Origin of the sequence: Lysinibacillus sp. BNK-21, from assembly GCF_048684915.1 — a bacterium.
GTDB classification, from domain to species: Bacteria; Bacillota; Bacilli; order Bacillales_A; family Planococcaceae; genus Lysinibacillus; species Lysinibacillus capsici.
Genome location: NZ_JBLQTS010000001.1, coordinates 2,590,258 through 2,613,354 on the forward strand (window position 1 = coordinate 2,590,258; position 23,097 = coordinate 2,613,354).

28 protein-coding genes and 1 pseudogene are annotated in these 23,097 nt (G+C 37.1%); 10 read left to right on the forward strand and 19 right to left on the reverse strand.

Annotation, left to right across the window (positions count from 1 at the left end):
- Positions 1 to 971: 971 nt before the first annotated feature.
- The 3 genes and pseudogenes from ACMGGO_RS13365 to ACMGGO_RS13375 form a co-directional block, all read left to right on the forward strand.
- Positions 972 to 1,157 (forward strand): hypothetical protein, encoded by a 186-nt coding sequence (locus ACMGGO_RS13365; protein ID WP_066037495.1) that lies wholly within the window; start codon positions 972 to 974, stop codon positions 1,155 to 1,157.
- Positions 1,158 to 1,346: 189 nt separating this feature from the next.
- Entirely contained in the window at positions 1,347 to 1,670 is a 324-nt protein-coding gene (locus ACMGGO_RS13370; protein ID WP_066037494.1) for a tyrosine-type recombinase/integrase, read from the forward strand.
- Positions 1,671 to 1,768: 98 nt separating this feature from the next.
- Positions 1,769 to 2,056: pseudogene (locus tag ACMGGO_RS13375) on the forward strand (tyrosine-type recombinase/integrase); the annotation flags it as partial.
- On the opposite strand, the gene ACMGGO_RS13380 reads toward ACMGGO_RS13375, so the two are convergent.
- Positions 2,010 to 2,966, reverse strand: coding sequence for a PD-(D/E)XK nuclease family protein (locus tag ACMGGO_RS13380; RefSeq protein WP_420282327.1), 957 nt, complete (start codon positions 2,964 to 2,966; stop codon positions 2,010 to 2,012). The pseudogene ACMGGO_RS13375 and the gene ACMGGO_RS13380 overlap by 47 nt on opposite strands.
- 12 nt (positions 2,967 to 2,978) lie before the next feature.
- Positions 2,979 to 3,719 carry a sulfite exporter TauE/SafE family protein gene (locus ACMGGO_RS13385; RefSeq protein WP_420281955.1) on the reverse strand — a complete coding sequence of 247 codons (741 nt, stop codon included), beginning with the start codon at positions 3,717 to 3,719 and terminating at the stop codon, positions 2,979 to 2,981.
- A gap of 93 nt (positions 3,720 to 3,812) precedes the next feature.
- Between ACMGGO_RS13385 and ACMGGO_RS13390 the strand changes: the two genes are divergently transcribed.
- Positions 3,813 to 4,310: a hypothetical protein gene (locus ACMGGO_RS13390; RefSeq protein ID WP_066037492.1), complete on the forward strand. Its 498-nt coding sequence runs from the start codon at positions 3,813 to 3,815 to the stop codon at positions 4,308 to 4,310.
- Between the two features lie 54 nt (positions 4,311 to 4,364).
- Here the strand turns inward: ACMGGO_RS13390 and ACMGGO_RS13395 are convergent, their stop codons facing one another.
- The 6 genes from ACMGGO_RS13395 to ACMGGO_RS13420 form a co-directional block, all read right to left on the reverse strand.
- Complete coding sequence (locus ACMGGO_RS13395) at positions 4,365 to 4,994, reverse strand: type 1 glutamine amidotransferase family protein (RefSeq protein ID WP_066037491.1); 630 nt, start codon at positions 4,992 to 4,994, stop codon at positions 4,365 to 4,367.
- Between the two features lie 45 nt (positions 4,995 to 5,039).
- Positions 5,040 to 6,026 carry a helix-turn-helix transcriptional regulator gene (locus ACMGGO_RS13400; RefSeq protein ID WP_374806170.1) on the reverse strand — a complete coding sequence of 329 codons (987 nt, stop codon included), beginning with the start codon at positions 6,024 to 6,026 and terminating at the stop codon, positions 5,040 to 5,042.
- 81 nt (positions 6,027 to 6,107) lie between these two features.
- On the reverse strand, positions 6,108 to 6,740 hold the full coding sequence (locus tag ACMGGO_RS13405; RefSeq protein WP_103117900.1) for a hypothetical protein: 633 nt from the start codon (positions 6,738 to 6,740) through the stop codon (positions 6,108 to 6,110).
- A gap of 8 nt (positions 6,741 to 6,748) precedes the next feature.
- A complete protein-coding gene (locus tag ACMGGO_RS13410; protein ID WP_016993359.1) occupies positions 6,749 to 6,916 on the reverse strand; it encodes a hypothetical protein in 168 nt (55 codons plus the stop codon).
- The gene (locus ACMGGO_RS13415; RefSeq protein WP_048390683.1) at positions 6,909 to 7,094 is read right to left on the reverse strand and encodes a hypothetical protein; all 186 of its coding nucleotides are present in this window, start codon (positions 7,092 to 7,094) and stop codon (positions 6,909 to 6,911) included. Before ACMGGO_RS13415 ends, ACMGGO_RS13410 begins: the two co-directional genes overlap by 8 nt.
- Before the next feature lie 72 nt (positions 7,095 to 7,166).
- Positions 7,167 to 7,769, reverse strand: coding sequence for a CPBP family intramembrane glutamic endopeptidase (locus ACMGGO_RS13420; RefSeq protein WP_103117899.1), 603 nt, complete (start codon positions 7,767 to 7,769; stop codon positions 7,167 to 7,169).
- A gap of 231 nt (positions 7,770 to 8,000) precedes the next feature.
- On the opposite strand from ACMGGO_RS13420, the gene ACMGGO_RS13425 reads away from it, so the two are divergent.
- Positions 8,001 to 8,693 carry a class I SAM-dependent methyltransferase gene (locus ACMGGO_RS13425; RefSeq protein WP_305193777.1) on the forward strand — a complete coding sequence of 231 codons (693 nt, stop codon included), beginning with the start codon at positions 8,001 to 8,003 and terminating at the stop codon, positions 8,691 to 8,693.
- Between the two features lie 104 nt (positions 8,694 to 8,797).
- Here ACMGGO_RS13425 and ACMGGO_RS13430 read toward each other — a convergent pair whose 3' ends face one another.
- Positions 8,798 to 9,238, reverse strand: a complete 441-nt coding sequence (locus tag ACMGGO_RS13430; RefSeq protein WP_374806171.1) for a GNAT family N-acetyltransferase — start codon at positions 9,236 to 9,238, stop codon at positions 8,798 to 8,800.
- Positions 9,239 to 9,348: 110 nt separating this feature from the next.
- On the opposite strand from ACMGGO_RS13430, the gene ACMGGO_RS13435 reads away from it, so the two are divergent.
- Positions 9,349 to 10,731 (forward strand): PLP-dependent aminotransferase family protein, encoded by a 1,383-nt coding sequence (locus ACMGGO_RS13435; protein ID WP_259419066.1) that lies wholly within the window; start codon positions 9,349 to 9,351, stop codon positions 10,729 to 10,731.
- Between the two features lie 30 nt (positions 10,732 to 10,761).
- Here ACMGGO_RS13435 and ACMGGO_RS13440 read toward each other — a convergent pair whose 3' ends face one another.
- From ACMGGO_RS13440 to ACMGGO_RS13460, 5 genes are all read right to left on the reverse strand, one after another.
- Positions 10,762 to 11,985 carry a GNAT family N-acetyltransferase gene (locus tag ACMGGO_RS13440; protein WP_259419067.1) on the reverse strand — a complete coding sequence of 408 codons (1,224 nt, stop codon included), beginning with the start codon at positions 11,983 to 11,985 and terminating at the stop codon, positions 10,762 to 10,764.
- Positions 11,982 to 12,713 (reverse strand): AAA family ATPase, encoded by a 732-nt coding sequence (locus tag ACMGGO_RS13445; RefSeq protein ID WP_048390527.1) that lies wholly within the window; start codon positions 12,711 to 12,713, stop codon positions 11,982 to 11,984. Before ACMGGO_RS13445 ends, ACMGGO_RS13440 begins: the two co-directional genes overlap by 4 nt.
- A gap of 448 nt (positions 12,714 to 13,161) precedes the next feature.
- The gene (locus ACMGGO_RS13450; RefSeq protein WP_259948919.1) at positions 13,162 to 13,719 is read right to left on the reverse strand and encodes a hypothetical protein; all 558 of its coding nucleotides are present in this window, start codon (positions 13,717 to 13,719) and stop codon (positions 13,162 to 13,164) included.
- A gap of 200 nt (positions 13,720 to 13,919) precedes the next feature.
- Positions 13,920 to 14,318 (reverse strand): hypothetical protein, encoded by a 399-nt coding sequence (locus ACMGGO_RS13455; RefSeq protein ID WP_103117896.1) that lies wholly within the window; start codon positions 14,316 to 14,318, stop codon positions 13,920 to 13,922.
- Positions 14,315 to 14,527, reverse strand: coding sequence for a helix-turn-helix transcriptional regulator (locus ACMGGO_RS13460; protein WP_103119066.1), 213 nt, complete (start codon positions 14,525 to 14,527; stop codon positions 14,315 to 14,317). The genes ACMGGO_RS13455 and ACMGGO_RS13460 overlap by 4 nt, the downstream gene beginning before the upstream one ends.
- A 310-nt stretch (positions 14,528 to 14,837) precedes the next feature.
- On the opposite strand from ACMGGO_RS13460, the gene ACMGGO_RS13465 reads away from it, so the two are divergent.
- A complete protein-coding gene (locus ACMGGO_RS13465; protein ID WP_259948915.1) occupies positions 14,838 to 15,053 on the forward strand; it encodes a hypothetical protein in 216 nt (71 codons plus the stop codon).
- Positions 15,054 to 15,331: 278 nt separating this feature from the next.
- Positions 15,332 to 16,723: a class II fumarate hydratase gene (gene fumC, locus ACMGGO_RS13470; protein ID WP_048390523.1), complete on the forward strand. Its 1,392-nt coding sequence runs from the start codon at positions 15,332 to 15,334 to the stop codon at positions 16,721 to 16,723.
- A gap of 251 nt (positions 16,724 to 16,974) precedes the next feature.
- Here fumC and ACMGGO_RS13475 read toward each other — a convergent pair whose 3' ends face one another.
- The 3 genes from ACMGGO_RS13475 to ACMGGO_RS13485 all read right to left on the reverse strand — a co-directional run bounded on the left by ACMGGO_RS13475 (position 16,975) and on the right by ACMGGO_RS13485 (position 19,338).
- Positions 16,975 to 17,958 carry a hypothetical protein gene (locus tag ACMGGO_RS13475; RefSeq protein ID WP_048390459.1) on the reverse strand — a complete coding sequence of 328 codons (984 nt, stop codon included), beginning with the start codon at positions 17,956 to 17,958 and terminating at the stop codon, positions 16,975 to 16,977.
- A gap of 46 nt (positions 17,959 to 18,004) precedes the next feature.
- A complete protein-coding gene (locus ACMGGO_RS13480) occupies positions 18,005 to 18,604 on the reverse strand; it encodes a hypothetical protein (RefSeq protein WP_054550937.1) in 600 nt (199 codons plus the stop codon).
- Positions 18,605 to 18,780: 176 nt separating this feature from the next.
- A complete protein-coding gene (locus tag ACMGGO_RS13485; protein WP_420281957.1) occupies positions 18,781 to 19,338 on the reverse strand; it encodes a GNAT family N-acetyltransferase in 558 nt (185 codons plus the stop codon).
- A 163-nt stretch (positions 19,339 to 19,501) separates the two neighbouring features.
- On the opposite strand from ACMGGO_RS13485, the gene ACMGGO_RS13490 reads away from it, so the two are divergent.
- Both ACMGGO_RS13490 and ACMGGO_RS13495 read left to right on the forward strand, forming a co-directional pair.
- Positions 19,502 to 20,056 (forward strand): sigma-70 family RNA polymerase sigma factor, encoded by a 555-nt coding sequence (locus ACMGGO_RS13490; RefSeq protein ID WP_054550936.1) that lies wholly within the window; start codon positions 19,502 to 19,504, stop codon positions 20,054 to 20,056.
- The gene (locus tag ACMGGO_RS13495; RefSeq protein ID WP_054550935.1) at positions 20,049 to 21,122 is read left to right on the forward strand and encodes a hypothetical protein; all 1,074 of its coding nucleotides are present in this window, start codon (positions 20,049 to 20,051) and stop codon (positions 21,120 to 21,122) included. Before ACMGGO_RS13490 ends, ACMGGO_RS13495 begins: the two co-directional genes overlap by 8 nt.
- Positions 21,123 to 21,157: 35 nt before the next feature.
- On the opposite strand, the gene ACMGGO_RS13500 is transcribed toward ACMGGO_RS13495, so the two are convergent.
- Positions 21,158 to 21,580, reverse strand: a complete 423-nt coding sequence (locus ACMGGO_RS13500; RefSeq protein WP_374805975.1) for a hypothetical protein — start codon at positions 21,578 to 21,580, stop codon at positions 21,158 to 21,160.
- Between the two features lie 636 nt (positions 21,581 to 22,216).
- Complete coding sequence (locus ACMGGO_RS13505) at positions 22,217 to 23,086, reverse strand: DMT family transporter (RefSeq protein ID WP_374805976.1); 870 nt, start codon at positions 23,084 to 23,086, stop codon at positions 22,217 to 22,219.
- Between the last annotated feature and the right edge of the window lie 11 nt (positions 23,087 to 23,097).

Genomic DNA, 23,097 nt, shown 5'->3' on the forward strand with positions numbered 1-23,097 from the left:
GGTATGCATATCCTCACCTAACTCGTTGTATAGGTCTTCCACAGTCTTGATGATGCGTTTTAGGTTTTGGTAGTAGTCATCATTGGCTAGAAGCATTAAGTCACAAATCACTAAGACTTTTTATGTTATAATTTACATAAAATACATATTAAGGTGATTCTAATGACATTTATCAGAAAATACTTGAATATTGTTTACTTCGTTATACTTTTTTACTTTTATCTGTTTCGGATTATTTCAAAAAAGGTAATTGGGATTTTCTTAATAATCTCTTCTTTTCTTTATGGGCAGTAATTGTTTATGCTTTTTTAAATTGGGCATGGGATAGTAAAAAATATGAAAAGAAATAGCATATTGTTCATTAACTCTAAGGAAAATCTGCAACTCTTTCCCAACGGTTTATCCCATTCTTAATGTTTTGGAGATCCTAACTAACACAATCGCTAGTTCTTGTCGCTCTCCAATGTTTAAATACTTTTCAACATCAAGCTCATTAATTATTGTATAACGTCTTTCTTTTCCTTCTATAACTGTATCTTCAAATGTGGGCTCTGCTGGTGATTGTTTTAAAATAGCTGCAACTTCCTCCTTAATTCGTGGATAACTATGTTGTTCATTTCCATTCTCCCTTCTCTACAAAATTTATCAAATATTCATTGCGTATCTACTGCTAGTTGCACACATCTCAGGTAAATTTGCTCATACAAATGCTTCGGCAAATGGTGGCGGAACAGAGTTTCCACAAGAGTTGAGAGCACGTGGATTGGGATACATGATACTTGTTTCCTTTTCAAAAATAATACAAGCTCATAAATTACAAATAGTGAATCGTTATGAGCTAGCTGATTTTCTTAACGTAACTGAAGACTTTTTAGATGAAGCTCTTGAAGGGTACAAGAGTAAGTAGGATTTATATGTAGTTTTACCACCTACCAAGAAAGGAGAACCTCGAATAAAAGTTACTGTTGAACATGGGTATGATGAAGACACTGGTAAACGACTTAGATATACTAAAACCATACGTACGAAATCCATGTCTGATCGTGCAATATGCAATAAAGGAAGCTATTACAGATTTTGAAATCGAAGTATTAAATAAAGAAGATGAAAAGTTGAAAATATTAAATTTGCAAATTTTATTGATCAATGTATTATAGAGGATTTAGGTGACTATAAACATTCTAACATCTAAACCCTATATCTAGTAGAATGTCTAAAAAGATGGAGAGAAAGATGTCCTAGTGAAGCAAAAGGACAATATACTGTTTTAAAAAGCATCTTCTCTAAAGGGATTGAATGGAAATTAATTAAAGATAATCCTATGGACAAACATTAAATCTTCTCGTTTGGAACCTAAAAAGAAGGACTTAGAATTTTACAACGAAGAACAGTTAAAACATCTTTTCAGAGTATTAGAAAACGTAAATCCTAAACTCAAGCTCCAGATTAAGTTGGCAGCAATGGTTGGACTACGACTAGCAGAAATAGCAGGATTATGTGTGGAATCTTTTGATTTTGAAAATAATACTATCTATGTAGACAAAACCCTTCAATTTGATATTGAAGTTAGAAAACTAAAAATTTTACCCCCAAAAAACAAAAAGCCTCGATTAGTTAACGTCCCAAAGAGTTTGATGCGTGAACTAAAGTTATTTGTTGATGGCTATTAGGAACTAAAAAATGAAATGGGTGACGCTTGGAATCTGATAAAAGATGATGATGGAACTCCCTTAAACTTAAACTTTACAAAAAATCAGATGGTAATCCGTCAAAACCTGCTGCTATAAATCTTGCTTGGAGAAGAATTATTGAAAAGTATAGTTTACCAAAGTTGAATTTTCACGCTTTACGACATTCATATGCCTCATTTATGGTCAGTCGGTATGTAAATTTTAAGATCATACAGGAGCAACTCGGTCACTCTGATATAAAAATGACAATCAACACATATAGTCATTTAACCAAAAAGGATAAAAATGAAGCAAGCGACCATTTCGATGTCTTTTTGGTCACTTGCTCATTTTTTCATCATATTTCTGCGCACATAGCTCCCTAAAATTACAGCCACGACAATGCCATTTTTCTTGTGTTTGTTCAAAGTCCTCGATGTCTACGGGCTCGTTGGAAAAAATATCTGCCTGATACTTTTTCATTTCTAAAACACTGCGCTGAAACGTATACAAAATATTCTCCATATCCATGTCTGTAAAACTATATTTCTTGCGCTTGCCTGTTAATAAATATTCATTATAGACCTCGATTTGCGCTAGAGACACACGGTATTTTTGCTGAACATAGTACGCGTAGAGGGCTAATTGCTGACGGTCATCATCAGATTCTCCACCGGTCTTCCAGTCAACAATAATCCATTTATCCCTCAGTTCATCATAATAATGAAAGTCCATAACAACAAATACCTGGACATCGTCTATTTTCATGGAGCGGAATTGCTCTGGTACTCCGATACGAAGAGAGCCTTTTTGTGAGGTGATTTGCTGGAATGTTTCACTCATTAAAAAATGATTAAAAACAAGTCGTAAACGTTCTTTATAGTCTTGCACAAGCTCAGGAGAAAGGGTGCCATGATAATAGATTTCCTGCATCATATAATACTTATTTGGTTTTTGCCTCCAAAATTCAAGACGACGAGTGGAGTCAATAAAGGCTGCATTCAGCTGTCCGCGCCCCAATTGAATTAGCTCCTCTACAGTTGGAGCTTTTCCTGTTTGTAAATAATCATTAATGGCCTGCTCAATGTATCGATGGACAATTTGCCCAAATAAAATAGGCATCGATTGCAGCTTTTTTAAGCGATACACCTGTTGATGATATGGCTCCACATTGTAACTGAGCCACCCGTTATGTGAAAAGTAATATTCATAGCCGTATTTGCGGGCGCAGCTTGTCAATGTTTTATGACGCGATAGCGACCACGAAAAGGTTGGATAGGGTGAAATTTCAAACAGGACAATCACCTCCTAAAGCTGATGGATGAAATCATAAACAAGCTGTATAATCAGCACAATCGTTACAATACGCAGTAAAAGCTTTACCTGATGTGCCTTCACTTTTCTGGCTAGCACAAGCCCAATTTGTGCACCAATCGTCGAGCCAATCATTAAAATAAGCGTTAACGGCCATTCGATTTTCCCTGTAGCAATATAGGTAATCGCTGCTCCTGAGCACATTGCAAATACCCCTACCCGTGATAGCCCCACGGCTTTAATATAGGAAATCTTCTCATGTGCATATGTATAAAGCGCCAATGTACTACTGCCCGGACCAAACATACCGTCATAAAAGCCAACTCCAAGAAGGATAGGACCGTTTTTTCGATTCATCGTAAAACGTTCCTTGTCGCCAAAATCAGCTCCCCCCATAAAGGACATGACAAGCGCAAAGCCAAGTAAAATAATAGCAATGAACGTTAATGATTGACTACTCATGAATGAAGCGAAAAGTCCCCCCAATGTACCTCCGATTAAAGAGACAAGTAACACCGAACGCATTTCGTTCCATGCTAATTCCTTACGTTGATAAATTGTATAAAAGCTTGAAAAAGCACTCACAATATTGGACACTTTATTTGCGCCAATAGCCGAATGGACGGGTACACCCATTAGCATCATCGTTGGCAAGGTAATTAAGCCACCACCCCCAACTAACGTACCAATGACATTCCCAATGATGCCAATAAGTAAAAACAACAAGTATTCCATAATATCCTTCTTTCCCTAACACAAAAAGCAATCATTCTATGATACAGTATAACAGATTGTTATTATCAATGATGATGGAAATGAGGAGCAAGGATGCATATACAACAAAAAACACCTACACCACGCTTTTGTCACCAGTTAACGGTTATTGTGGCGACTATTTTTCTAGCTGGCATTACAGCGACACTCATTCAATACGGCAAGCTCCCTGCCATGATTCCTGTCTTGCAAAGCTTCACGAGTGAACATGCCCAATTCGGTCCGAAAATTGCTATTTTTTATTTACCCTTTGTCGCTCTTATGCTCTTTCTACTTTTACACTATTTAGAGATAAAGGCAGCTTATCCTGTGATGCGTAAAAATAAAGCACCTCTCTCCCATAAACAGCGACAAAATGGCATCCTTACGTTTTGTCTCATCAAAAATAGTATTCTATTGTATTTTACCTACTCCCTATTCAATGACCTGACGGTAGCTCTAGGTCGTGAACGTATTTTACAACAATGGCATGCTTACTTATTTTTACTGCTGTTATTTGGCATCTTCATGATAGGGATTGTGCGAGGCATTTTGTTGGCTAAAAAAAGTTAATGTAAAAAAAGAGAGCATGTTTTAACAATGAACATGCTCTTCTTAGACTAATTATTATTCAATGGATGTCATTAATTCATAAAAATATTTTTTCTCCTGCGTCTCATAAAGCTTATACCAAGCATGTAATGTTTCAGGTGTAAAAACATCGAGCAGCCTCAAAACATGGTAGGCAAAATCCAACGGTGCAATGCCAGATGCCGTTACTAAATTCCCTTCAGTTACGGCTGGCTTCTGTTTAAAATGTTCATCCCCAATATAATGTTGACAAAGCATCTTCAAGTATTCGAGATCGTTGCTCGTATGTTGTCTTGTATCAAGCAAACCAACCTTTGCAAGACCAAACGTTGCACCACAAATTGCAGCTACGAAAACATCTTCATTCAACGCTTTTGAGACTTTATTCAATACAGGCTCATGAATAGATTCTAGCCATGTATTGCCTCCTGGAAGAATCAAGACATCCATGCTATTCAAGTGACATTCAGCAACGGCCATCGTTGGAAGTATGGTGATGCCACCCATCGTCGTAACAGGACTTCTATCAATCCCTACTGTCATCACCTCTAAAGGCTCTAACCCCTTTTTAAAATATCTACCTGTATTTAATTCGGCCATTAAATACCCTATCTCCCAATCTGCCATCGTATCAAATACATAAAGATACACTTTTCTTGTCTGCATAATAAACACTCCTTTTATTGAAACTATGCTTAGTATAAAAAAACTTTACTGACATTCTCCGTCAGTAAAGTTTTCATTTTCATAAAAATGAATGAGCTCATATAGAACGTCAATTATCTTTTGCTTTAGACTTATGGGTTCTAGTACTTGGATTGATTTTCCATAGGGAAAAAGTAAATAGGGTACATAGGTATGTAATGCTTCCTCATCTACTAAAAATATAGCGTTCTTATTGGTGCGTTCTTGGAGGTGATACTTTAAAAACCAATGCTGACTGATCGCATCCACAGCACTTGTCTTTCCACAAATGATGAAGGGCACAAGGTTCTGTTTATGTTCGGCTTGGGGAAAAAGGCTTTTCATAAAAAAATCACTGGCAGAGAAAGATTGTGGTCGTTGGAAAGGAATGCCTGTTTGATGCAGACTACTAATTCGGCCTACTTTAAAAGTACGGATTTCATTTCTTACATGACAAAATGCAACGACATACCAGTTTTGTTTCCAATAAACCAAACCATATGGATTAACCACCCTAGACTTAGATTGCTCTTCATTATTAGTATGGTATTCCATTTCTATAGATGTTCTCTTTACTATACTCTCTTCTAAATTTTTTAATAGTGGCTCCAAGGAGGATTCATCAGGACCGATTATCTCGAAACCTTGTAAATGCTGTTGAATCATTTTTTCTTGCTCTTGATTTGAATACATTGTAAGCTTTGCTGTTGCACTGTTTAATGCCTCATCTAAAAAATAGCCAGCTTCTTTTGCAAAAATAGAAGCATGAAGTAATGCCGCTTTCTCATCGACATCAAAAATAAGAGGACTTTTAATAAAATTATTTAACAGGGTATATCCTCCATGATGACCTGTTTCAGCTATAATCGGCACACCGCTGGCAGAAAGTGAGTTAATATAGCGGTAAACGGATCTAATATTAATCTCTAATTTTTCAGCGATTTCTTTCGCGGTAATTTTCCTACCTGAATTCAACATCCATAAAATCTGCATCAGATGATCCATTTTAGACAAACATTTTCACCTCATTGAATTAATTTATGATTTCTGACACAAAATCAGGCTACCTGATACTGTTATCAAGTAGCCCTTCGATTATGCCTTTACCAATTCATCTTCCATTTGCTTAAAATTATGTATTAAACCGTATTTCTGTATGCCACGTGCTTGTTGAATGCTGGCATCCGCGAATTGGCGGAAATTAGCCTGATCCTTTATTGTACAGGCATAGACCGCTTCAATTGCAGGTTGCATCCACGGCTGTGTTAATTTATCACTTCTCATATCGGCCGCTCGACCTTCCAGCGCAGCAATATAGCATAGTGCATAGCTAGTTAAAGGCTCTTTTTCGATTTGTCTTGCGGCTACTTTAGCAGCACCAAGATTCTCCTCCATAATGGCCTTAATAAAGAGGTAATTGTACTTAATGGCTGGCTGCTTATAATGATGGATGATGACATCGATTGCCTGAATCTGTTCCTCTTTTGTCCCGTAAGCTGATGCATAGAGAGCAGCAAATATAGGCTCTTTTCGGTGATTTTTAACCCATTTATCCACCTGCTCCATATTGTTTGTGCGATATAAAATATGTATATGGCGATAAATCATCCCTACCGCAATTAATGCAAATATCCCAAGAGAGATGGATAGACGAACACCCGCTAAGGACAGCGTCAATGCCAATAAAATAATAGCTAAATAAAAGAATGTTAATTTAACAATTTTCATATTACCTCCTACTGTAATTTCCTACGCATTTTACGAGAAAAGATATAGCCTGCCCCTATAAAAAAGATAAGAGCCATCACTTTCATAATAGGAATAATAAACAGCTTGCTAATAACGACTACAACGAGGATATAATAGACAACCATCGCCAGTAAAAACAATGTCAGCTTATTCACGAAGTTCCCTACTTTCCTTTAGTGCCGCCTCAATCGCTGCTAAAGCTTTTGGACCCATTCCATGAAGATGAGCTAATGTAGAAAGCTCAACTCTTTCTAGCTGCTTCAATTCTGTATAGCCCGCTGCATGTAATGCGCGAATTGCTGGTTTTGCTACTCCCTTAGGCCACTCTGTCATGCTTGCACGTCCCTTCACGAAAAAATCTTCTCTGCCCTATTATGCAAGTGACAGCAAAGAAATGCAAATAAGTCAAAATTTAAACATATACAAGCACGCCGCTATGAAATTTACAATACTATGGATACTCCAGCTAGTGACAATGGAACCTCCAGCAATTCGTTCGTTCACCCAGCCCATCACATAGCCAGCAAGCGCTGTAGTAAGCACAACTAATAAGATTACATGAAGCGGAAGCACCGACCATAGCATGGCCCCATGAACACAGCCAAAAACAATACTTTGCAAGAGATTTGCTACTTGAAAATCAAAAATCTTCATCAATCTCTTTAATAAAAAGCCGCGAAATAATAGCTCCTCTGATAAACCTGTTTGAATAATAGCGTAGAAAAGTGCTGGAATGACGGCAGCAGCTCCAAGTCCCGCGAATTGATTCGCCGCTAGCAAGGAGCGATCAATATAGAAAAAGACTAGCGCAAAGCTCGGTATTAACATCGTGAAAATAGAAAGTACAATGTACATAGCATACCTTCCCTTGTGCACAATAATAGGCTTTTGCAATCCTATCCACGTTAAAAAGGGCTGTTTTTTTCTCGCTGTACAAAGCCACCAAATAAACGGAATCACTGAAAATAACATCACTTGCAAAATGGCACTGATTAAACTATTCATCATCTTATTTCCCCTCCTGTTTACTACAAGCATAGAAGAAAGTGCCATTTTTTTCAATAGATATTTAACGATAAACATTAAATTATTTATCTTTATTGTTAATTATTAAATGTTTTACAATAAAAAACGATGTCTAAGGGCTTCTCCTTTGTCTTTTCAGTTACTTTCATTTATACTCAATTACAGATATTAAAGGTCTGTAATAGAGACGATAAAACACTGGAGGCTATCACAATGCGTACATTATCTACACAATTATTAGAAAAGGCACAAACATATGAGCACAGCACAAGAATTTCAGTGCCTGCCTATGACACATTATTTGCCGTGACACAAGCCTATTTCCGCATGCATTTAGGAGAACAAGAAGCATCCCTGCTTGTTGTAGGAGCTGGTGGGGGCAACGAGCTTTCTGCATGGGGACCAACAAACCCTAAATGGATGTTCACTGGGGTTGATCCATCTGAGGAAATGCTCCAAATTGCACAACATAAAGCCGTGCAACTGGATATTGAAAGTCGCGTTCAGCTACTACAAGGAACAATTGAGCGCTTACCCCAATCAACACCGAAATTCGATGCGGCAAGCTGTATCCTCGTTCTTCATTTTATTGAAGATCGACAGGAGAAACTCCATCTACTGCAAAATATTCACAAGCAATTAAAACCTGGAAAGCCCTTTGTCCTCGCTTGTGCCTACGGAGAACGAGAAAGTGACGAGCTACAAAATCGCATCAAAATATGGCAAAGCTACTTTTTAGAGGCCGGCTATACAAAAGAAAAGGTAGATAGCATGGGCAAGGGCATCATGAATATTTCCTTCCTCTCCGATCAAGAAATCCAACAGCTATTAAGTGAAGCGGGCTTTCAAAATATTACCCGCTTTTTCTCCTCAGGTCTCTTCGCAGGATGGATGAGCCACGCCTAACCACAAAGCCCCCACCATAGTCACAATCAATGGTGGGGGCTGAGACTTAGATTTATAGTGGTATTGAGCGGGCTCTCCACCAACATCCATCACATGGAAAAAAATTACCAATAAATACTGTAATAATAAACAGTGTCATCAATCGTCATGCCCATTTTTTCATAGAGCTTCTGTGCTTGGACATTATCTCTGGCAGTTTCTAGCATCATGTAACGCGCATCTTCCTGCTGACAATAGATAAAGCATTGCTCCATCAACGCCTGTGCTACACCTTGTTTTCTGGCTTGTTTCGCCACAAATAAATCATTTAAGAGAAACGCTCGTTTCATAGCGACGGATGAAAAGACTGGAAACAATTGTGCAAATCCAACTGGCTCCTCCTCCAAATATGCCAGGAAAATAATAGACTCTGCTCCCATTACTCGCTCCTGTATAAACTGCTCAGCTTGCTGTAAATCAGATGATTGTCCATAAAATTCACGATAGGCATTAAATAATGGGACTACGTCTCTCATCGTTTGCTGTGTCACCATACAAATTTTCATATTTTAATCTCCATTTCCTTTTGATTGTCCTTCTAGTATGATGGTAGTAAATAATCTGACATTTCAAAAGAAACAGTTCCAAACATTTTAACATGTCAAGGTGGTGCCTTATGGACGATTTTATCTTTCTATTAACAGAAAAAGAGGCAAAATATAAGCAAGTGTACCAGCAAATTAAAGCACTTATTATGCAAGGTTCACTTCAAACAGATGATTCCCTGCCCTCTATACGAAAACTTGCAGATACTTTACAGGTCAGTCGTAATACTACATTAACCGCTTATGAACAGCTTGTAGCAGAAGGATATATACGTGGGGAGGGACGAAAAGGCTATTTCGTCAATGCACTAGAGCAGGTTTTTCTAAAGGAGCAGGAACAGTCCCCTATGACACAGCCAAAAAAGAAGGCTGCATCCTATCTTGTAGATTTTCGCGCTGGGGCTGTCGATCAGCAACATTTTCCCATGAAAACATGGCGCCAAATTGCCAATCAAGTATTACAGGAATCAACCTGTTACGAATATGGAGAACTGTTTGGAGAATCAGTGCTAAAGGAGCAGCTTGTGCAATATTTACTGCAAGCAAGAGGGGTTTATACAACGAGCGACAATATCGTTATTGGTAGTAGCACACAGCAAATGCTCTTGTATCTTGGATTTTTACTAAAAGAATCTTTCCCAAGCATTCTTTTGGAAGACCCTGGCTATGATGGTGCACGGGAAGCCTTCCAGTTACATCACTTCGAAATAGAGCCACTACCTGTAATGGAAACAGGAGCTCAACTTGACATACTCCAAAACTGTCAATCACGCTTAATGTATGTCACCCCGTCACATCATTTCCCATACGGTGTGTCCATGTCTATTCAGCAGCGACAGACCTTAATACAATGGGCTCAACAAGTCGATGGTTATATTCTAGAGGATGATTATGATGGAGAGTTTCGCTATACGCAACAGCCATTTCCTGCCCTTGCTTCCATCGACTCATCAAGGGTAATCTATCTCGGCACCTTCTCTAAATCGTTTTTACCAGGTGTGCGTTTAAGCTATATGGTGCTACCAAATGCACTTGTTCAGCCCTATAAAGAGCGTTTTGCTCATTTTGAACAAAATGCTTCGTCCCTCCATCAACGCACAATGGCCCAATTTATGGCACAGGGGGAATGGACACGCCATATTAAACGAATGCGTTTGACCTATAAACAAAAAATGCAGCACCTTGTACAGGAGCTACAACGACATTTTGGTCAGCAAATAACCGTGTTAGGTGAGCAATCAGGACTCTATGTATTAGTGAAGATAAAGTCTCCACTTTCTGAGCAGCAGCTGATCCAACAGGCGGCGACTTACGGTGTGAAGGTTTATCCGACAAGCCCCTTTTTTATCCATCAAAAAAATGAGGAACCAATGCTGCAATTAGGCTTTAGTAAATTAGCGTTGGAAGAAATCAAGCTGGGCATCGAGCTGTTAAAAGAGGCGTGGCAGCCATAACCTTCAACGTTATGGCTCTTACCATACCACTTAAAAATAATCAATAAATGTTGGGATACCTACTGGTAAAACCGCCTCGAGCAATGCAATTTCCTCTGTACGTCCCTGTAATCGTTCAATTCTTTCTAAATAGGTTGGACGTTTGTAGCCTAACAGCATAGTAGCCAGTGTTTGCACTGTTAAATGCACAGCATTCATGTCCAACGTCTCACTTACCTTCTGCACAGAAAGGTTTCCATCTTTCATTTTGATGATGTAGGTGCCATTATTCCACGCCACAGTGCGATCACTGACAGCTAGCTGAAGCTCGAAATTCTGACCAATAAATGGATAGCGCAGTAAAAATTCTTTGACATCGACGATTCTTGCCATGAAATAAGGCGATACCTTTTGAATGATCTCACTGTCCTCTAATAGAAAGGCTACCGCTTCATTACCGGTTGTTTTCCCGTAGACATTGTAGACCATCGAGCTGTGAGCCGAGACGAAATTCCATAAACCTTTACGAGCCTCTTCCTGCAAATAGACGATTTCATCAATGTAATAATTTTCCTCCATAATACGATAGAACATGTAGCCCTGTGCCACATCTTCTTCATCATAGTAGACCGCTGCCTGAAGGTTCACATCACTATCTATAAATTTCTCCTCCCAGAAATCCTCCTGAAACTTCTCGTTCCAGGCAATACTATTGCGCACCATTACCCCATGCGTTTTCTGCGCATAGCGTGCGTAGATAGCCACCACATCCTCATGCTTCGGATCAACTCGGCGAATTTTCCCATTAAGCCCTGCATAATGTGGAAGCTGTGTATCCTTCACTTGAAATTCCACAATATCACTCATAATTTCCCATCCCTTTTTGCGGTAATAAGGGATAGAATATGGAAATAAATAGGATATATAATGTCCTTCATTTCGCATACTTTGCAGACTTTCAATTATCAAACTCTCCATTAAGCCATGTCCCGAATATTCAGGGTATGTCCCAACTGCTGTGATGCCACCCATTTCATAAATCTTGCCATGCACATTCACCTCAAAAGGCAAACTTAAAATTTGCGATACAAGCTGTGAACCATCAAACCACCCGATAGCATGCCCTTCATTAAATTGCCTACTCTTAGCATTCACAAAGCGACGATCCTTGTGAATGGACATTGACATTTGAAAGACATAATTCAGTAAATCAATGGACTGTGCCATTTCATCCAATCGAATTTCTCGCATGATTAAGCCTTTTCGTTGATTCATGATTCCCTCTCCTCATCAAATAACTCTCTTAATATCGACTGTGGTGCATCTAAAAAACGTTTGGTCACAATATAATGAATGGTATCCTCATAGCGAATGGATTCAATTTCTCCTTGATCAAAACTATAAATCGTTGCATTCGGATAGCCAAGCAAAATGGGTGAGTGTGTAGCAATAATAAATTGTGCCTCATGCTCAAGGTCCTTGATTATTTTCAGCAAGCTCAGCTGCCTCGTTGGTGACAATGCCGCCTCAGGCTCATCCAATAAATAAATGGCTTTACCCTTAAAACGATTCATAAATAACGCAAGAAATGATTCACCATGAGATTGATGGTGTAGTGATTTCCCACCAAAAGCAGCATATTTGTTTGGATGGCGCTCTAACAAATCAATATGACTGGCAAATTGATAAAATGTTTCTGATCGAAGAAAAAACCCATTCGATATTTTCGGCAGCCACGACAAACGGATATATTCCCCCAATGAAGATTCCGCCTTATGTACTTCATATAAATTTTGACGACCGCCACCAGCCGTATTGAAATCGCAGCGATCAGCAATCGCCTCCAGTAATGTTGATTTCCCCGAACCATTTTCCCCAACAAAGAACGTCACATTCGTTGGGAACTCCAGCTCATGCAAATCCTGCAAGCTTGGAATATTAAAAGGATACTCCTGTTTATTGGGAATCGTATCCTGTAACACCTTACATGACTTTAAATACATTTCATTTCCTCCTTACTCTTATTATAGCGAACATCCCTCAAGCTGAAACGTAATCCACCTACCTGTTTGATTGAAATGTTACCTTTTTATGTATCCACCCAAGCCAGCCCAACATAAATAGCCTAAAACAGCTGACGAAGTCCCTACCATTTTCACAACTCGCTATGAGATATTTCCCGAGAAATAAATAAAAAACATGTCGAAAGTTGCAATTACTACCTGTAGTATCATGTCATATTTTTGATTTTTTTATAAAAAAAGTGGACATTGACCTCCTCTCTAACTGATTAAGTGAATGATTTCCCTGCAACATGCAGTAGTGTTTTCCATTGCAATTTTATTTCGCAGTGGCTTGCTGAATGATTGTCTCTAATAAGCGGGGTGTCTCTCTTTTCGATTACCTTGGAACCCTTTCTGAGCGATTCCATCCACTTTTGGATTACTTTCATTACCTAAATTGATCCGATTCGAAAAAAGGTTCAATACCTATTTCTTTTAATAAGAATTTCCGATGACTTCTTTTATCTACCAAATGTTGTTTAGGTATTAAAATTTCTTCTCTTAATCGCTGAAACAAATTCGGGTTATGCTCTGGAAACCATTCCTCATATCTGATCCCTTGATTTAATTCTATTTTTATTAAAAATAAAACAATATCTTCATACATATAGGGGAATTCTTTCTCTATCTGCTCATGATGTGCTAACAGTGCATAAAGATAATCTTTAAAACGATAAAATCGCTTCTGGTCTAATGGATTGAAGCTCCATTTTTTATTTTCCTCCCACTCTTGTATGGGCTGAAATATCTGAAGAGAACCCGTTTCCCAAGTACCCAGCATACAAGTAAATGCAGCTATAGCGTATTTTCTTGTTTCATCATCTGGATCTCCAAAATATTTATAGTAATCCTCCCGATACTTACTAAAATTTCCGCTAGTATGATAACCCCCAATAGCAAAACCCTCCAACCCTCGTTTTGCTTGTTCAATGATATTATTTGTCATTCTACTTACTCGCCCCTTTTTCTAAATTTTTTTGTCATGGTAGTCTAATAACAATAACCTGTCATAAAATTCCATAGTTATTTTAACATAAATATCCAACAAAAAAATCAACTCACCTCTTAATCAATCTATCGAGGTAAGTTGATCTAAAATTAAATTTCATCAAAATAAATCAGCCTTCTTTACAAAGAACAATTTATTTAACTATATTTTTTAGAAACCACAAACTCAGTAATTGGCATAGTAATCCAAGCAAGTCCTATGACAATAACAAGTGGAATATTCTTAATATCATTTAAAGCGGTTACTCTTTCTGAGATCACTAAAACAATAACCATAAATAACAGTAAAAGATAGTAACTAATTTTTGAACTAACAAGTGTTATATGTTTTTCTAACTCATCTTTTTTTCCTTCATTTACTCCGTTCATTTCTCCCCAAGTAATGGACTGAAATAAAAGACCTATTCCTAAGAATACAAAGAAAATTGTCGCTGCCTCAATCATTTCTTTCGTTATCCATTCATATACACCGTAACTACCAATAGAAACAATAATAACTAAAGAACCGATTAAACTTACCTTTTTTGTAATCGTCACTTTTTCTCATTCCTTCCATATGTAAAAATAAATAATTCTTCTATAGGAGTACTTAAAATATAGGACAAAGTAAAAGCCAATTCCAAACTTGGATCATATTTATTATTTTCAATGGCATTAATGGTCTGCCTTGTCACATTGCATAACTCCGCTAATTTACCTTGTGAGAGGCTATTTTTTTCACGATATACCCTTATTTTATTTTCCATTTCTAACACCACTCCGCTCCTGGCTTGTAAAAGATCTTTTACACCATAATATTAATGTAAGACAAATAAGGTGTCAAACATATTTTACACCCAATTATTTTATTAGCTCTTATCACATAGTTTTATGTATTTTCTATGTAGTGAACCAAAATACTTCAGTTTTAAAAAACTGTACAGACACCTTTCAATTTTTAATTATCTTAAGCATCTATTCCTTGTTCTTCATTCTTTGCTCACCATCTCCAAAGTTCTAACTATTATCCCTCGCTCATAAATTGAGTAACAATCAAAAGTCAGAAGGAGAATCGCGATGTTTGTGACGCATTACTACGAAAACAAGACGTCTGTTTTAAGTCAATTGCTCGTCAAGCTACCTACTGTGGATGAAGATATTCGCATTAAAGGGCGCAAGGCAAAGGTGTTGGAGGTACTTCAAGTTGATGACAACAATTTTCATGTGAAGATATTATTCGAAAAAATCCCTAAAAAGCAGCCTCTTAAAGAGCTTGGAAAGAAAAAGAGATAATCAACTAAAACATGGTTTATTCCCTTAATTTTCGGGAATAAAATAGGTAATGATTGCGAATCATTCACTTTAAATTTCTTCAAGCAAAACCGTTGACTTTTTAATTGATAACAATTATCATTATCAATAGATTATTTCTTTCTCCAAATTGCTTCATTCAGAATCCCCCTCTTTTTTGAATAAGCATGTATCAAACGGATATTCTTACATCAGACTAAGAGTATCCGTTTTTATCTGTACATGAGGAGAACTTTACATACTAAAGGAGCTGTTTTGACATGGATTATCGTATTGAAAAAGACACTATGGGTGAAATTAAAGTACCTGCTAATAAAATTTGGGGCGCGCAAACACAGCGCAGTAAAGAAAATTTCCAAATTGGTACAGAACAAATGCCAATCGAGCTTGTGCAAGCTATGACAATCCTAAAGAAAAGTGCGGCGATTGCGAATAATAAACTAGGCAAACTTTCTGATATTAAAGCAAATGCCATCGTGCAGGCTGCAGATGAAATTTTAAATGGTCAATGGGACGATCAATTTCCTCTTGTGGTTTGGCAAACTGGTAGTGGTACACAATCCAATATGAATGTGAATGAAGTCATTGCTCACCGTGCGAATCAACTATTAGAGGATGCTGGTGAAGCGGACCGTATTCATCCAAATGATGATGTCAATAAATCACAAAGCTCAAATGATACATTCCCAACAGCATTGCATATTGCGGCTGTTTTAAAAGTGGAAGATTATTTATTACCAAGACTACGTTTACTAAAAGCAACTTTGGAAGATAAAGCAGCTCAATTTAAAGACATTATTAAAATTGGTCGTACGCATTTACAGGACGCGACACCTCTCACATTAGGTCAAGAAATTAGTGGCTGGGCAGCCATGCTCTCAAAATCAGAGCATATGATTATCCAAAATATTGACTATATGAAGGAGCTTGCAATTGGTGGAACAGCAGTCGGTACAGGAATCAATGCTCACCCTGAATTTGGTGATCGTGTGGCTGAGGAAATTAGTGAGCTAACAGGCAAACAATTTACATCAGCTGCAAATAAATTCCATGCCCTAACGAGTCATGATGAAGCAGTTGTAGCACACGGTGCATTAAAGGCTTTAGCGGCTGATTTAATGAAAATTGCCAATGACGTTCGCTGGCTAGCAAGTGGCCCTCGTTCAGGTATTGGGGAAATTACGATCCCAGAAAACGAACCAGGCTCTTCCATTATGCCAGGTAAAGTAAACCCTACCCAAAGTGAAGCAATGACAATGGTTGTTACACAAGTAGTTGGAAATGACGCAACGATTGCCTTCGCCGCTTCTCAAGGTAACTTTGAACTAAACGTCTTTAAACCAGTCATTATTTACAACTTCTTACAATCAACTCGCCTATTAGCGGATACAATGAAATCATTTAACGACCATTGTGCAGTAGGCATTGAGCCAAACAAAGAGGTACTCGATCATAATTTACAAAATTCATTAATGCTTGTAACAGCGTTAAACCCATATATTGGCTATGAAAACGCAGCAAAAATCGCAAAACAGGCCCACAAAGAAGGCACGACCTTAAAGGCAGCAGCCATCGCAAGTGGCTTACTTACAGAAGAACAGTTCGATGAATATGTAGACCCAGCAACAATGATTTATCCCAACGTAAAATAATGAAAGCGACCATAAAAAGATTGAGGCTAATGTGCTTCAATCTTTTTTTGTTTATGAGAAATATTTTTAGCATGGATGGAAGCAAAATTAAAAGACATGAATCTCGATAGACTATCGAATCCATGCCAAATAGCTTCCTAATGAAAATAATTGTATCTATCCTATGCAGTCACTTCATCGGAGAGTGGTTTATTCTGCCTCCTATGTAATCCATACTCCATTACAGATGCTTATAACTAGTTAAAATTCTCTCAGCTTATTTTATCCAGCTTTACATTAAACGACAATTCATCGTCAATTAGACTAAACGTATCAGCTTTATCTTGCTTAGATAATTTAGAGATATAATGATAGTAGTTTGGTAATATTTCAAAATCATAATTTAAATAATCTCGTATTAATTGGTCATCTTGAAATTTTGAAACATCCCCGTCTAGCAAATCATATTTTATTAACTCTTTAGTGTTGTTCGTAAAATCAGATACTACGTATGAAAGAACATTGTTCTCATATCGTAAGTTTTCAGAGGCACCTGAATAATTTAATAAAGATAGTAATGTCGCATTATTAAAATTCTGTTGGTTAGTTAAAGATGAAATCTCCATTAAGTAAATCGATTCTAGGTGGTCATGATAAGGATTTTCAATATCTACTCCATTATACATTGCTTGTTTCTCAAAGGGTCTTATTCTCCCGGTTTTTAATAGTAATAAGTGATTATGATTGCTTAGATAGATGTTTTTGGAAGTATCTAATCTAAGTAAATTATCTCCGTTTGGAAGTAATGGATTTAATCGTTTTATCTCTCCTGTTGAAGTGTTTACTAAAAAAATACATTGATAAAAGGGATGTCCATAGTTAATTTCTCTTTTCGTAATAAAATACAATAAATATTGAGGATTAAGATAAATTAACTTGGAATAATAGCTTTCATCCTTAATTTCTTCAGAAGAAAAATAATTATTTAAATTTAATGTGATAGCATGTATTTGATTAAATGTTTCAAGATTAATTCTATAAAAGTTTATGTTATTTTTTTCTTTTAGACTAAAACAAAATTCATTATTCATAATATCCAAAGCAAATTCGTCATAGCGGGTGTCTAATCGTTGTATATTTTTGATCGTGCCGTTTTTTAAATTAATCTCACAATGCGCAATACTAGCATGTTCTAATAAAATAGCCTCAAACTCTTCTTTAATTTCATTTGTAGGAATTAGTTGTTTATTATTCAAAAATATCCCCCTTCAATATAGCTAATAAATATTTCACTTTGAGCTTTTACTCCTTTCTGGCTTCTGTATAAAGAAGTTTTTCGAGTTCGTCCACCTTGCTCCCGTCTAATTGGTGTGTGAGCCCATATGTTTCACCCTTGCCATCGTTATTGATGATTACGTTGAGATCGTGAAGTAATTCAGTGAAATACGTAAAACACTTAGTTAATTCTCCATAGGACTCAGCTGTATCAAGACCTTGCTGTTTCTCAACCGATATTACATAATCCAGATGTCCCATCAAAATCTGCAGTACATTTAAATTTTCAAAATCCTTTTGAAGGTCTTCCCCTTGAACCCTAAAATATATCATTTCCTTCGTGAGACGATCTGCCCTTAGATAATATTCGTCTACGTCTGTTGTTTTGTTAATATCTTGGGCATGATAGGCAATCCAAGCTTCCAACGTTGGTTCAATCTCATAGTTATTGAAGCCTTCAGGGGTTGATACATCATTCCAGATTTTCGAAGGGTTTACTGCTGCTACGTGTTTGATTGTTGTTTCTTCTGTTTTTACCTGTTCCCCTTTCGTTTCTCCTTCCTCGGTACAACCTATTAACAATCCACTTATCAATAGTCCTGTCAATACAACATTTACGAGCTTCATCTCTCTCACTCCTCTTTAGAAGGTTAGCCATTTATTATAATAATACCTTACACTAGTTAATTTTTATAATATTTTCCATTTAAAAGTTACGTTTAACATGGCTGATTCTCTATGTATCTCGCAGTAATAGCAAAATTAAAAGCCACCCTCATGATGAGAGCGACTTTCCTAACCTCCTAATATTCACTTTTCAATAGGGAAAAGATAGCGAGATCCACATACTTCCCTTTTTCAAATTCATGTTGCCTCAAAAGACCTTCTTGAGAAAAGTTTAATTTTTCCAATAGTTTGATAGATGCTGTGTTTTCTGGCTCTATTTTTGCTTCGATTTTATTGATTCCCATGGATGTAAAGGCAAAGTGGATGATCGAACTTAAAGCCTCTTGCATCACACCCTTCCCCCAATAGTCAGGGTTTAAATCATAGCCAATTTCTATACGATTATGCTCTTTTTCATAATTCAAATAGCCACATGTGCCAATCATCTTGTTGGTCTGAATTTCCTCGATTACCCATCTTAAGCCTTTTTGTTCTTTAAAAATTTTCTCATACCAATTGATTTCATCAATAGCATCTTCAACTGAAGCAAACAATGGTAATGGCAGGTACTTCACTACATTTTCATTAGAATAAAGTCTCAAAATATCTTGGCCATCATCCATTATCCCTTTTCGTAAAATAAAACGCTCTGTTTCCAATTGAGGAAAAACCGTAAATTCGAATTGTGTATGCATACTACTCCCCTTTTTCACCATTTATTAGCATTTTACTATTGAATAATAACACAAAAATCTCTCATACTCTCTTTTACTGCTATTACAAATCACTCGTTATTATAGTAAATTGATTACAACCAAATGGCACCAACTCCGTCTAATAATTGAAAGGGTGTGGAAGATGCTTGAACATGTGAGAACATCAATAGAAGTTAGCGGTGAATGCAGTAAGGAGGAGAGGCTTGAATGGTTGATGAAGGCATACGGAGATGACATAGCACGTCTTGCCTTTACGTATATGAAGCACAAGCAGCTTTCGGAAGATATTGCGCAAGAAGTGTTTATAAAGTGCTATGAGCATTTAGATAATTTCAGGAATGAATCTTCCTATAAAACATGGTTATATCGAATTACTGTCAATCTATGTAAAGATAAATTAAAAAGCTGGTCTTATAGAAATATTGTTCTGACAGAATTTTTCTCAAAAATTAAGAGTACTAGTCAATCCCCTGAGTTGGAATTAGTCGGACAGGAGGATAAACGATTACTTTCTGAAAAAATCCTTGCTCTACCAATAAGATACCGAGAACTCATTATTTTCTATTATTATGAAGAGCTGTCCTATAACCAAATAGCTGATTTGTTAGATTTGCGTTTACAAACCATTAAGTCTCGACTTCATAGGGCTCGACTTATGCTCAAAAAATCAATGGAAGGGTGCAAGATAAATGAATGATATGTTTAAAAATATAGGCAAGGCATTGGATGACACGGCATTCCAGGACATTCATTTTAATGAGAAACATAAAGAAAAAGTAAGGCAGAGGCTTCGAAAAGATTACAAGAAACAGCCCCAATTCCAATCCATTTTCAATCATTTGTTACCTATAGCAGTCATTGGTTTTTTTCTTATAGGAGCTAGCTATTTTATGGTCACGGAGCTGACAGTACAACCAGTTGATAAGGGAGACCGTTCACAAGAACCTATAATGGAAACTACTCTTTATCATCCCCCGATCCAAGAAGAATTTTACGGGGATATGACGAAAGAGGATGTCGTGAGTAAATTATTAAATTCGATTGATTATTTTCACTCAGCAGCTGGAAAATTTGAAGAACATAAAATTTCTCAAGACGGTTCCACTAGAACATTGGGTGTTACTTATAAAGTAAGTACCAAAAAAGAAGTTGGAGGCTATGAAAAAATAATCGCTTTAGATGATAACACGACGGGAATCAAGAACGATACACAGGAGTACTTTTATAACAACAGAAAGAGCTGGTTAAAATATACAGCACTTTATGGACAAAAAGTTTATACAGTTAGTGAAACGAAACAGAAATCAAAACGAGACGTAGTTACTCCTGAGCAAGCTTTTAGTATTGACTTGAAATATCCGCCTATTTCATATAATAAATTGAGAGAAAGACCTTCATTTGGAAGTTCAAGTATGTCGTTATTCGCTTATGAGAAAGCTGCTAGTTATTTAAGAAATATGGAGCATTGGGAGATTGAAAAACAAAATGAAGCGTTGTTAGGTCATAATACAATCGTATTAGCTGGGAAAATGGATGAAACGGTGACAAATAGTGAAAATTTAAAAGGCACGACAGAAGCGTTTCGTTTTTGGGTGGATAAAGATACTGGGATTCTCGTTAAAAGTGAAACATATGACCAAAATGGTGAGCTGACAAGCTATGTTCATCCAGAAAGGCTTGAAGTGAATGTATCTATTGACCCACAAGAATTTATTCCAGACTTAGAGGGCTATCAGCTTCCTAGCAAACAGAAAAAAGATTGAGGCTTATTGCTTCAATCTTTTACTTTATGAAGATTTTAATTTCTCAACATCAGCAAACATTTCTCAACTATTTCTACCTCATCTACTGACAGTTGGTCTAACAGAAGTGCCAGTTTTTTCTCATGTTCCTCTCCTTCTTCTCCTATCCAGCAAATGTAGATTTCGCAATAATCTCCTTTGGGAAGGAATTTTTTTAGAAAGTCACATACATGCTGAAAAGTTCTTTTGGCTTTTTCATAGTTATGGGGGGAATACACTTTATTTTCGTTATGCATTTGCCAAATGGGCTCTCCCTTTGTTTCGATTTCATATACATAGGGTGTTGTAAAATGCTTTGCCTGTACAATTTGGCGATTCTCTTTTACCGAGAAAAAATAATTTATGTCAACTTCATTTTCTGTATAGTCATCCTGTATTTCAACTGGAAAATTGAAGCCTATATAGGTTGTCATACTCATATTTTGCTCCTCCTATTAAAAAAACCCTGTAAATGTACAGGGTGTCAGCAACGTAGCTGTTGATAATGTAAATAGACACGCTTTGGAGTTCGTGCTTCTACGAATATTTCTTGCATCACCAATTCCTGGACCACGCTTTGAAGAAATTGCTTGAAGCAAAAAGGCTTCAAACGACGGGTTGTCCGCTTCCTTTTGTGAGGCTTGCTACCGTAGTTGGTCTACCGTGATGGCTGTTGCTTTGATGGTTTGGTGTTGCGGCGGTGTTTTTGGTTCAATATAGAGCGTTGTGTAATACGCATCCGCAATGACAATCACGTAAATAATGAATAGTAATCGTTTTGTTCAATGGTTCAAAAAAATCATTTCTCCCTTTTTTATAGCTGACAATGAAAACTTGTCTACTTATCATACGAGCAATTGATCAAAAGGTTTCAAAAATATTTAAAGGGAGACAAATTTCTGTCTCCCTTACGCCTCTAGGCTTCTGCCACCATCATTTTCCCAGCGATCAATGTCCCAGTGATCCTCATCTTTTTCTCTCCTGATACCCATTGCATTCAATGGAACGAATGACATTTTGTCCCTCACCCTTTTCAAGCGTTCTTCTCTAGTTTATGAAGGGAAAGGGGTTTTCGTTCATCGTAAAATAGGCTTAATTTTAAAGCCTAAGGCAATCGCAGCTCCAATGCAGCTAAATAGACAGCCTAAGATTAAATAAATACTGAGTGTTGATTCGCCGATGACAACAGACGCAATACCACCAATCACAGGGAATAATGCAACCATATAGCCACTTTTTGCCCCTCCAATTCGTTCGACTAGTTTTAAGTAAAATAACCATGCGAAAAAGGATGCAATAAGCGTTAAATACAAGAGAGCTGATAAGTAGGTAAAGGATTTGGGTATTACGACTGTTTGTCCCTGTAGCCAAACAATGGTACACATGACTGTACTACCCACTGCAAAACCAATGGCATTCGCATAAATCGGGTTGATTTGATGCTTAGCATTTCGGGCAGAGCTTGCATCCCCAATGGCTGTTAGGACAGTCCCTACGAAGGCAATTAACACTCCTTTTAACTCCATATTATGTAAAGATGGATAAATCAGCACCCCCACGCCGATGACGCCTAAAATACCGCCAATTAAAACACGACGATGCAATGGCTCCTTGAGAAATATCCGTAGGGCGATGGGTGTTAGTATGACTTTTAATGAAAAAATTAATGTGACAATAGCAGCCGAGCTCCATATCGTCGCATAATACAGCGCAAAATAGCTGAATGCAAAATTACAAACGCCAAAAACGATGATAAAAGGTACGTCGCCCTGTTGTGGTTTACCCTGTGGCTTCAAGAACCAAGCAAGGATGAGAAACAAAAGGGCTGTCATGACTAAACGATAGGTTAAAGATAATTCTAAACTGACTGGCGTTCCTTGAATTTTGACTGCAATAAAATTAAGACCCCAGACAATCAAACAAAAGATATACATAAAATTTGTCATGCTGTTTTAAA

What these genes read in the sequence shown, in the direction of transcription:
- ACMGGO_RS13450 (WP_259948919.1), bottom strand. Translation starts at nt 13,719, where the DNA reads ATGACAAATAATATCATTGAACAAGCAAAACGAGGGTTGGAGGGTTTT.
- ACMGGO_RS13480 (WP_054550937.1), bottom strand. Translation starts at nt 18,604, where the DNA reads ATGAAGCTCGTAAATGTTGTATTGACAGGACTATTGATAAGTGGATTG.
- ACMGGO_RS13460 (WP_103119066.1), bottom strand. Translation starts at nt 14,527, where the DNA reads ATGGAAAATAAAATAAGGGTATATCGTGAAAAAAATAGCCTCTCACAA.
- ACMGGO_RS13430 (WP_374806171.1), bottom strand. Translation starts at nt 9,238, where the DNA reads ATGAAAATTTGTATGGTGACACAGCAAACGATGAGAGACGTAGTCCCA.
- ACMGGO_RS13495 (WP_054550935.1), top strand. Translation starts at nt 20,049, where the DNA reads ATGAATGATATGTTTAAAAATATAGGCAAGGCATTGGATGACACGGCA.
- ACMGGO_RS13435 (WP_259419066.1), top strand. Translation starts at nt 9,349, where the DNA reads ATGGACGATTTTATCTTTCTATTAACAGAAAAAGAGGCAAAATATAAG.
- ACMGGO_RS13385 (WP_420281955.1), bottom strand. Translation starts at nt 3,719, where the DNA reads ATGGAATACTTGTTGTTTTTACTTATTGGCATCATTGGGAATGTCATT.
- ACMGGO_RS13445 (WP_048390527.1), bottom strand. Translation starts at nt 12,713, where the DNA reads ATGTATTTAAAGTCATGTAAGGTGTTACAGGATACGATTCCCAATAAA.
- ACMGGO_RS13415 (WP_048390683.1), bottom strand. Translation starts at nt 7,094, where the DNA reads ATGACAGAGTGGCCTAAGGGAGTAGCAAAACCAGCAATTCGCGCATTA.
- ACMGGO_RS13425 (WP_305193777.1), top strand. Translation starts at nt 8,001, where the DNA reads ATGCGTACATTATCTACACAATTATTAGAAAAGGCACAAACATATGAG.
- ACMGGO_RS13485 (WP_420281957.1), bottom strand. Translation starts at nt 19,338, where the DNA reads ATGCATACACAATTCGAATTTACGGTTTTTCCTCAATTGGAAACAGAG.
- ACMGGO_RS13505 (WP_374805976.1), bottom strand. Translation starts at nt 23,086, where the DNA reads ATGACAAATTTTATGTATATCTTTTGTTTGATTGTCTGGGGTCTTAAT.
- ACMGGO_RS13465 (WP_259948915.1), top strand. Translation starts at nt 14,838, where the DNA reads ATGTTTGTGACGCATTACTACGAAAACAAGACGTCTGTTTTAAGTCAA.
- ACMGGO_RS13395 (WP_066037491.1), bottom strand. Translation starts at nt 4,994, where the DNA reads ATGCAGACAAGAAAAGTGTATCTTTATGTATTTGATACGATGGCAGAT.
- ACMGGO_RS13490 (WP_054550936.1), top strand. Translation starts at nt 19,502, where the DNA reads ATGCTTGAACATGTGAGAACATCAATAGAAGTTAGCGGTGAATGCAGT.
- fumC (WP_048390523.1), top strand. Translation starts at nt 15,332, where the DNA reads ATGGATTATCGTATTGAAAAAGACACTATGGGTGAAATTAAAGTACCT.
- ACMGGO_RS13420 (WP_103117899.1), bottom strand. Translation starts at nt 7,769, where the DNA reads ATGATGAATAGTTTAATCAGTGCCATTTTGCAAGTGATGTTATTTTCA.
- ACMGGO_RS13500 (WP_374805975.1), bottom strand. Translation starts at nt 21,580, where the DNA reads ATGAGTATGACAACCTATATAGGCTTCAATTTTCCAGTTGAAATACAG.
- ACMGGO_RS13365 (WP_066037495.1), top strand. Translation starts at nt 972, where the DNA reads ATGGGTATGATGAAGACACTGGTAAACGACTTAGATATACTAAAACCA.
- ACMGGO_RS13440 (WP_259419067.1), bottom strand. Translation starts at nt 11,985, where the DNA reads ATGAATCAACGAAAAGGCTTAATCATGCGAGAAATTCGATTGGATGAA.
- ACMGGO_RS13390 (WP_066037492.1), top strand. Translation starts at nt 3,813, where the DNA reads ATGCATATACAACAAAAAACACCTACACCACGCTTTTGTCACCAGTTA.
- ACMGGO_RS13405 (WP_103117900.1), bottom strand. Translation starts at nt 6,740, where the DNA reads ATGAAAATTGTTAAATTAACATTCTTTTATTTAGCTATTATTTTATTG.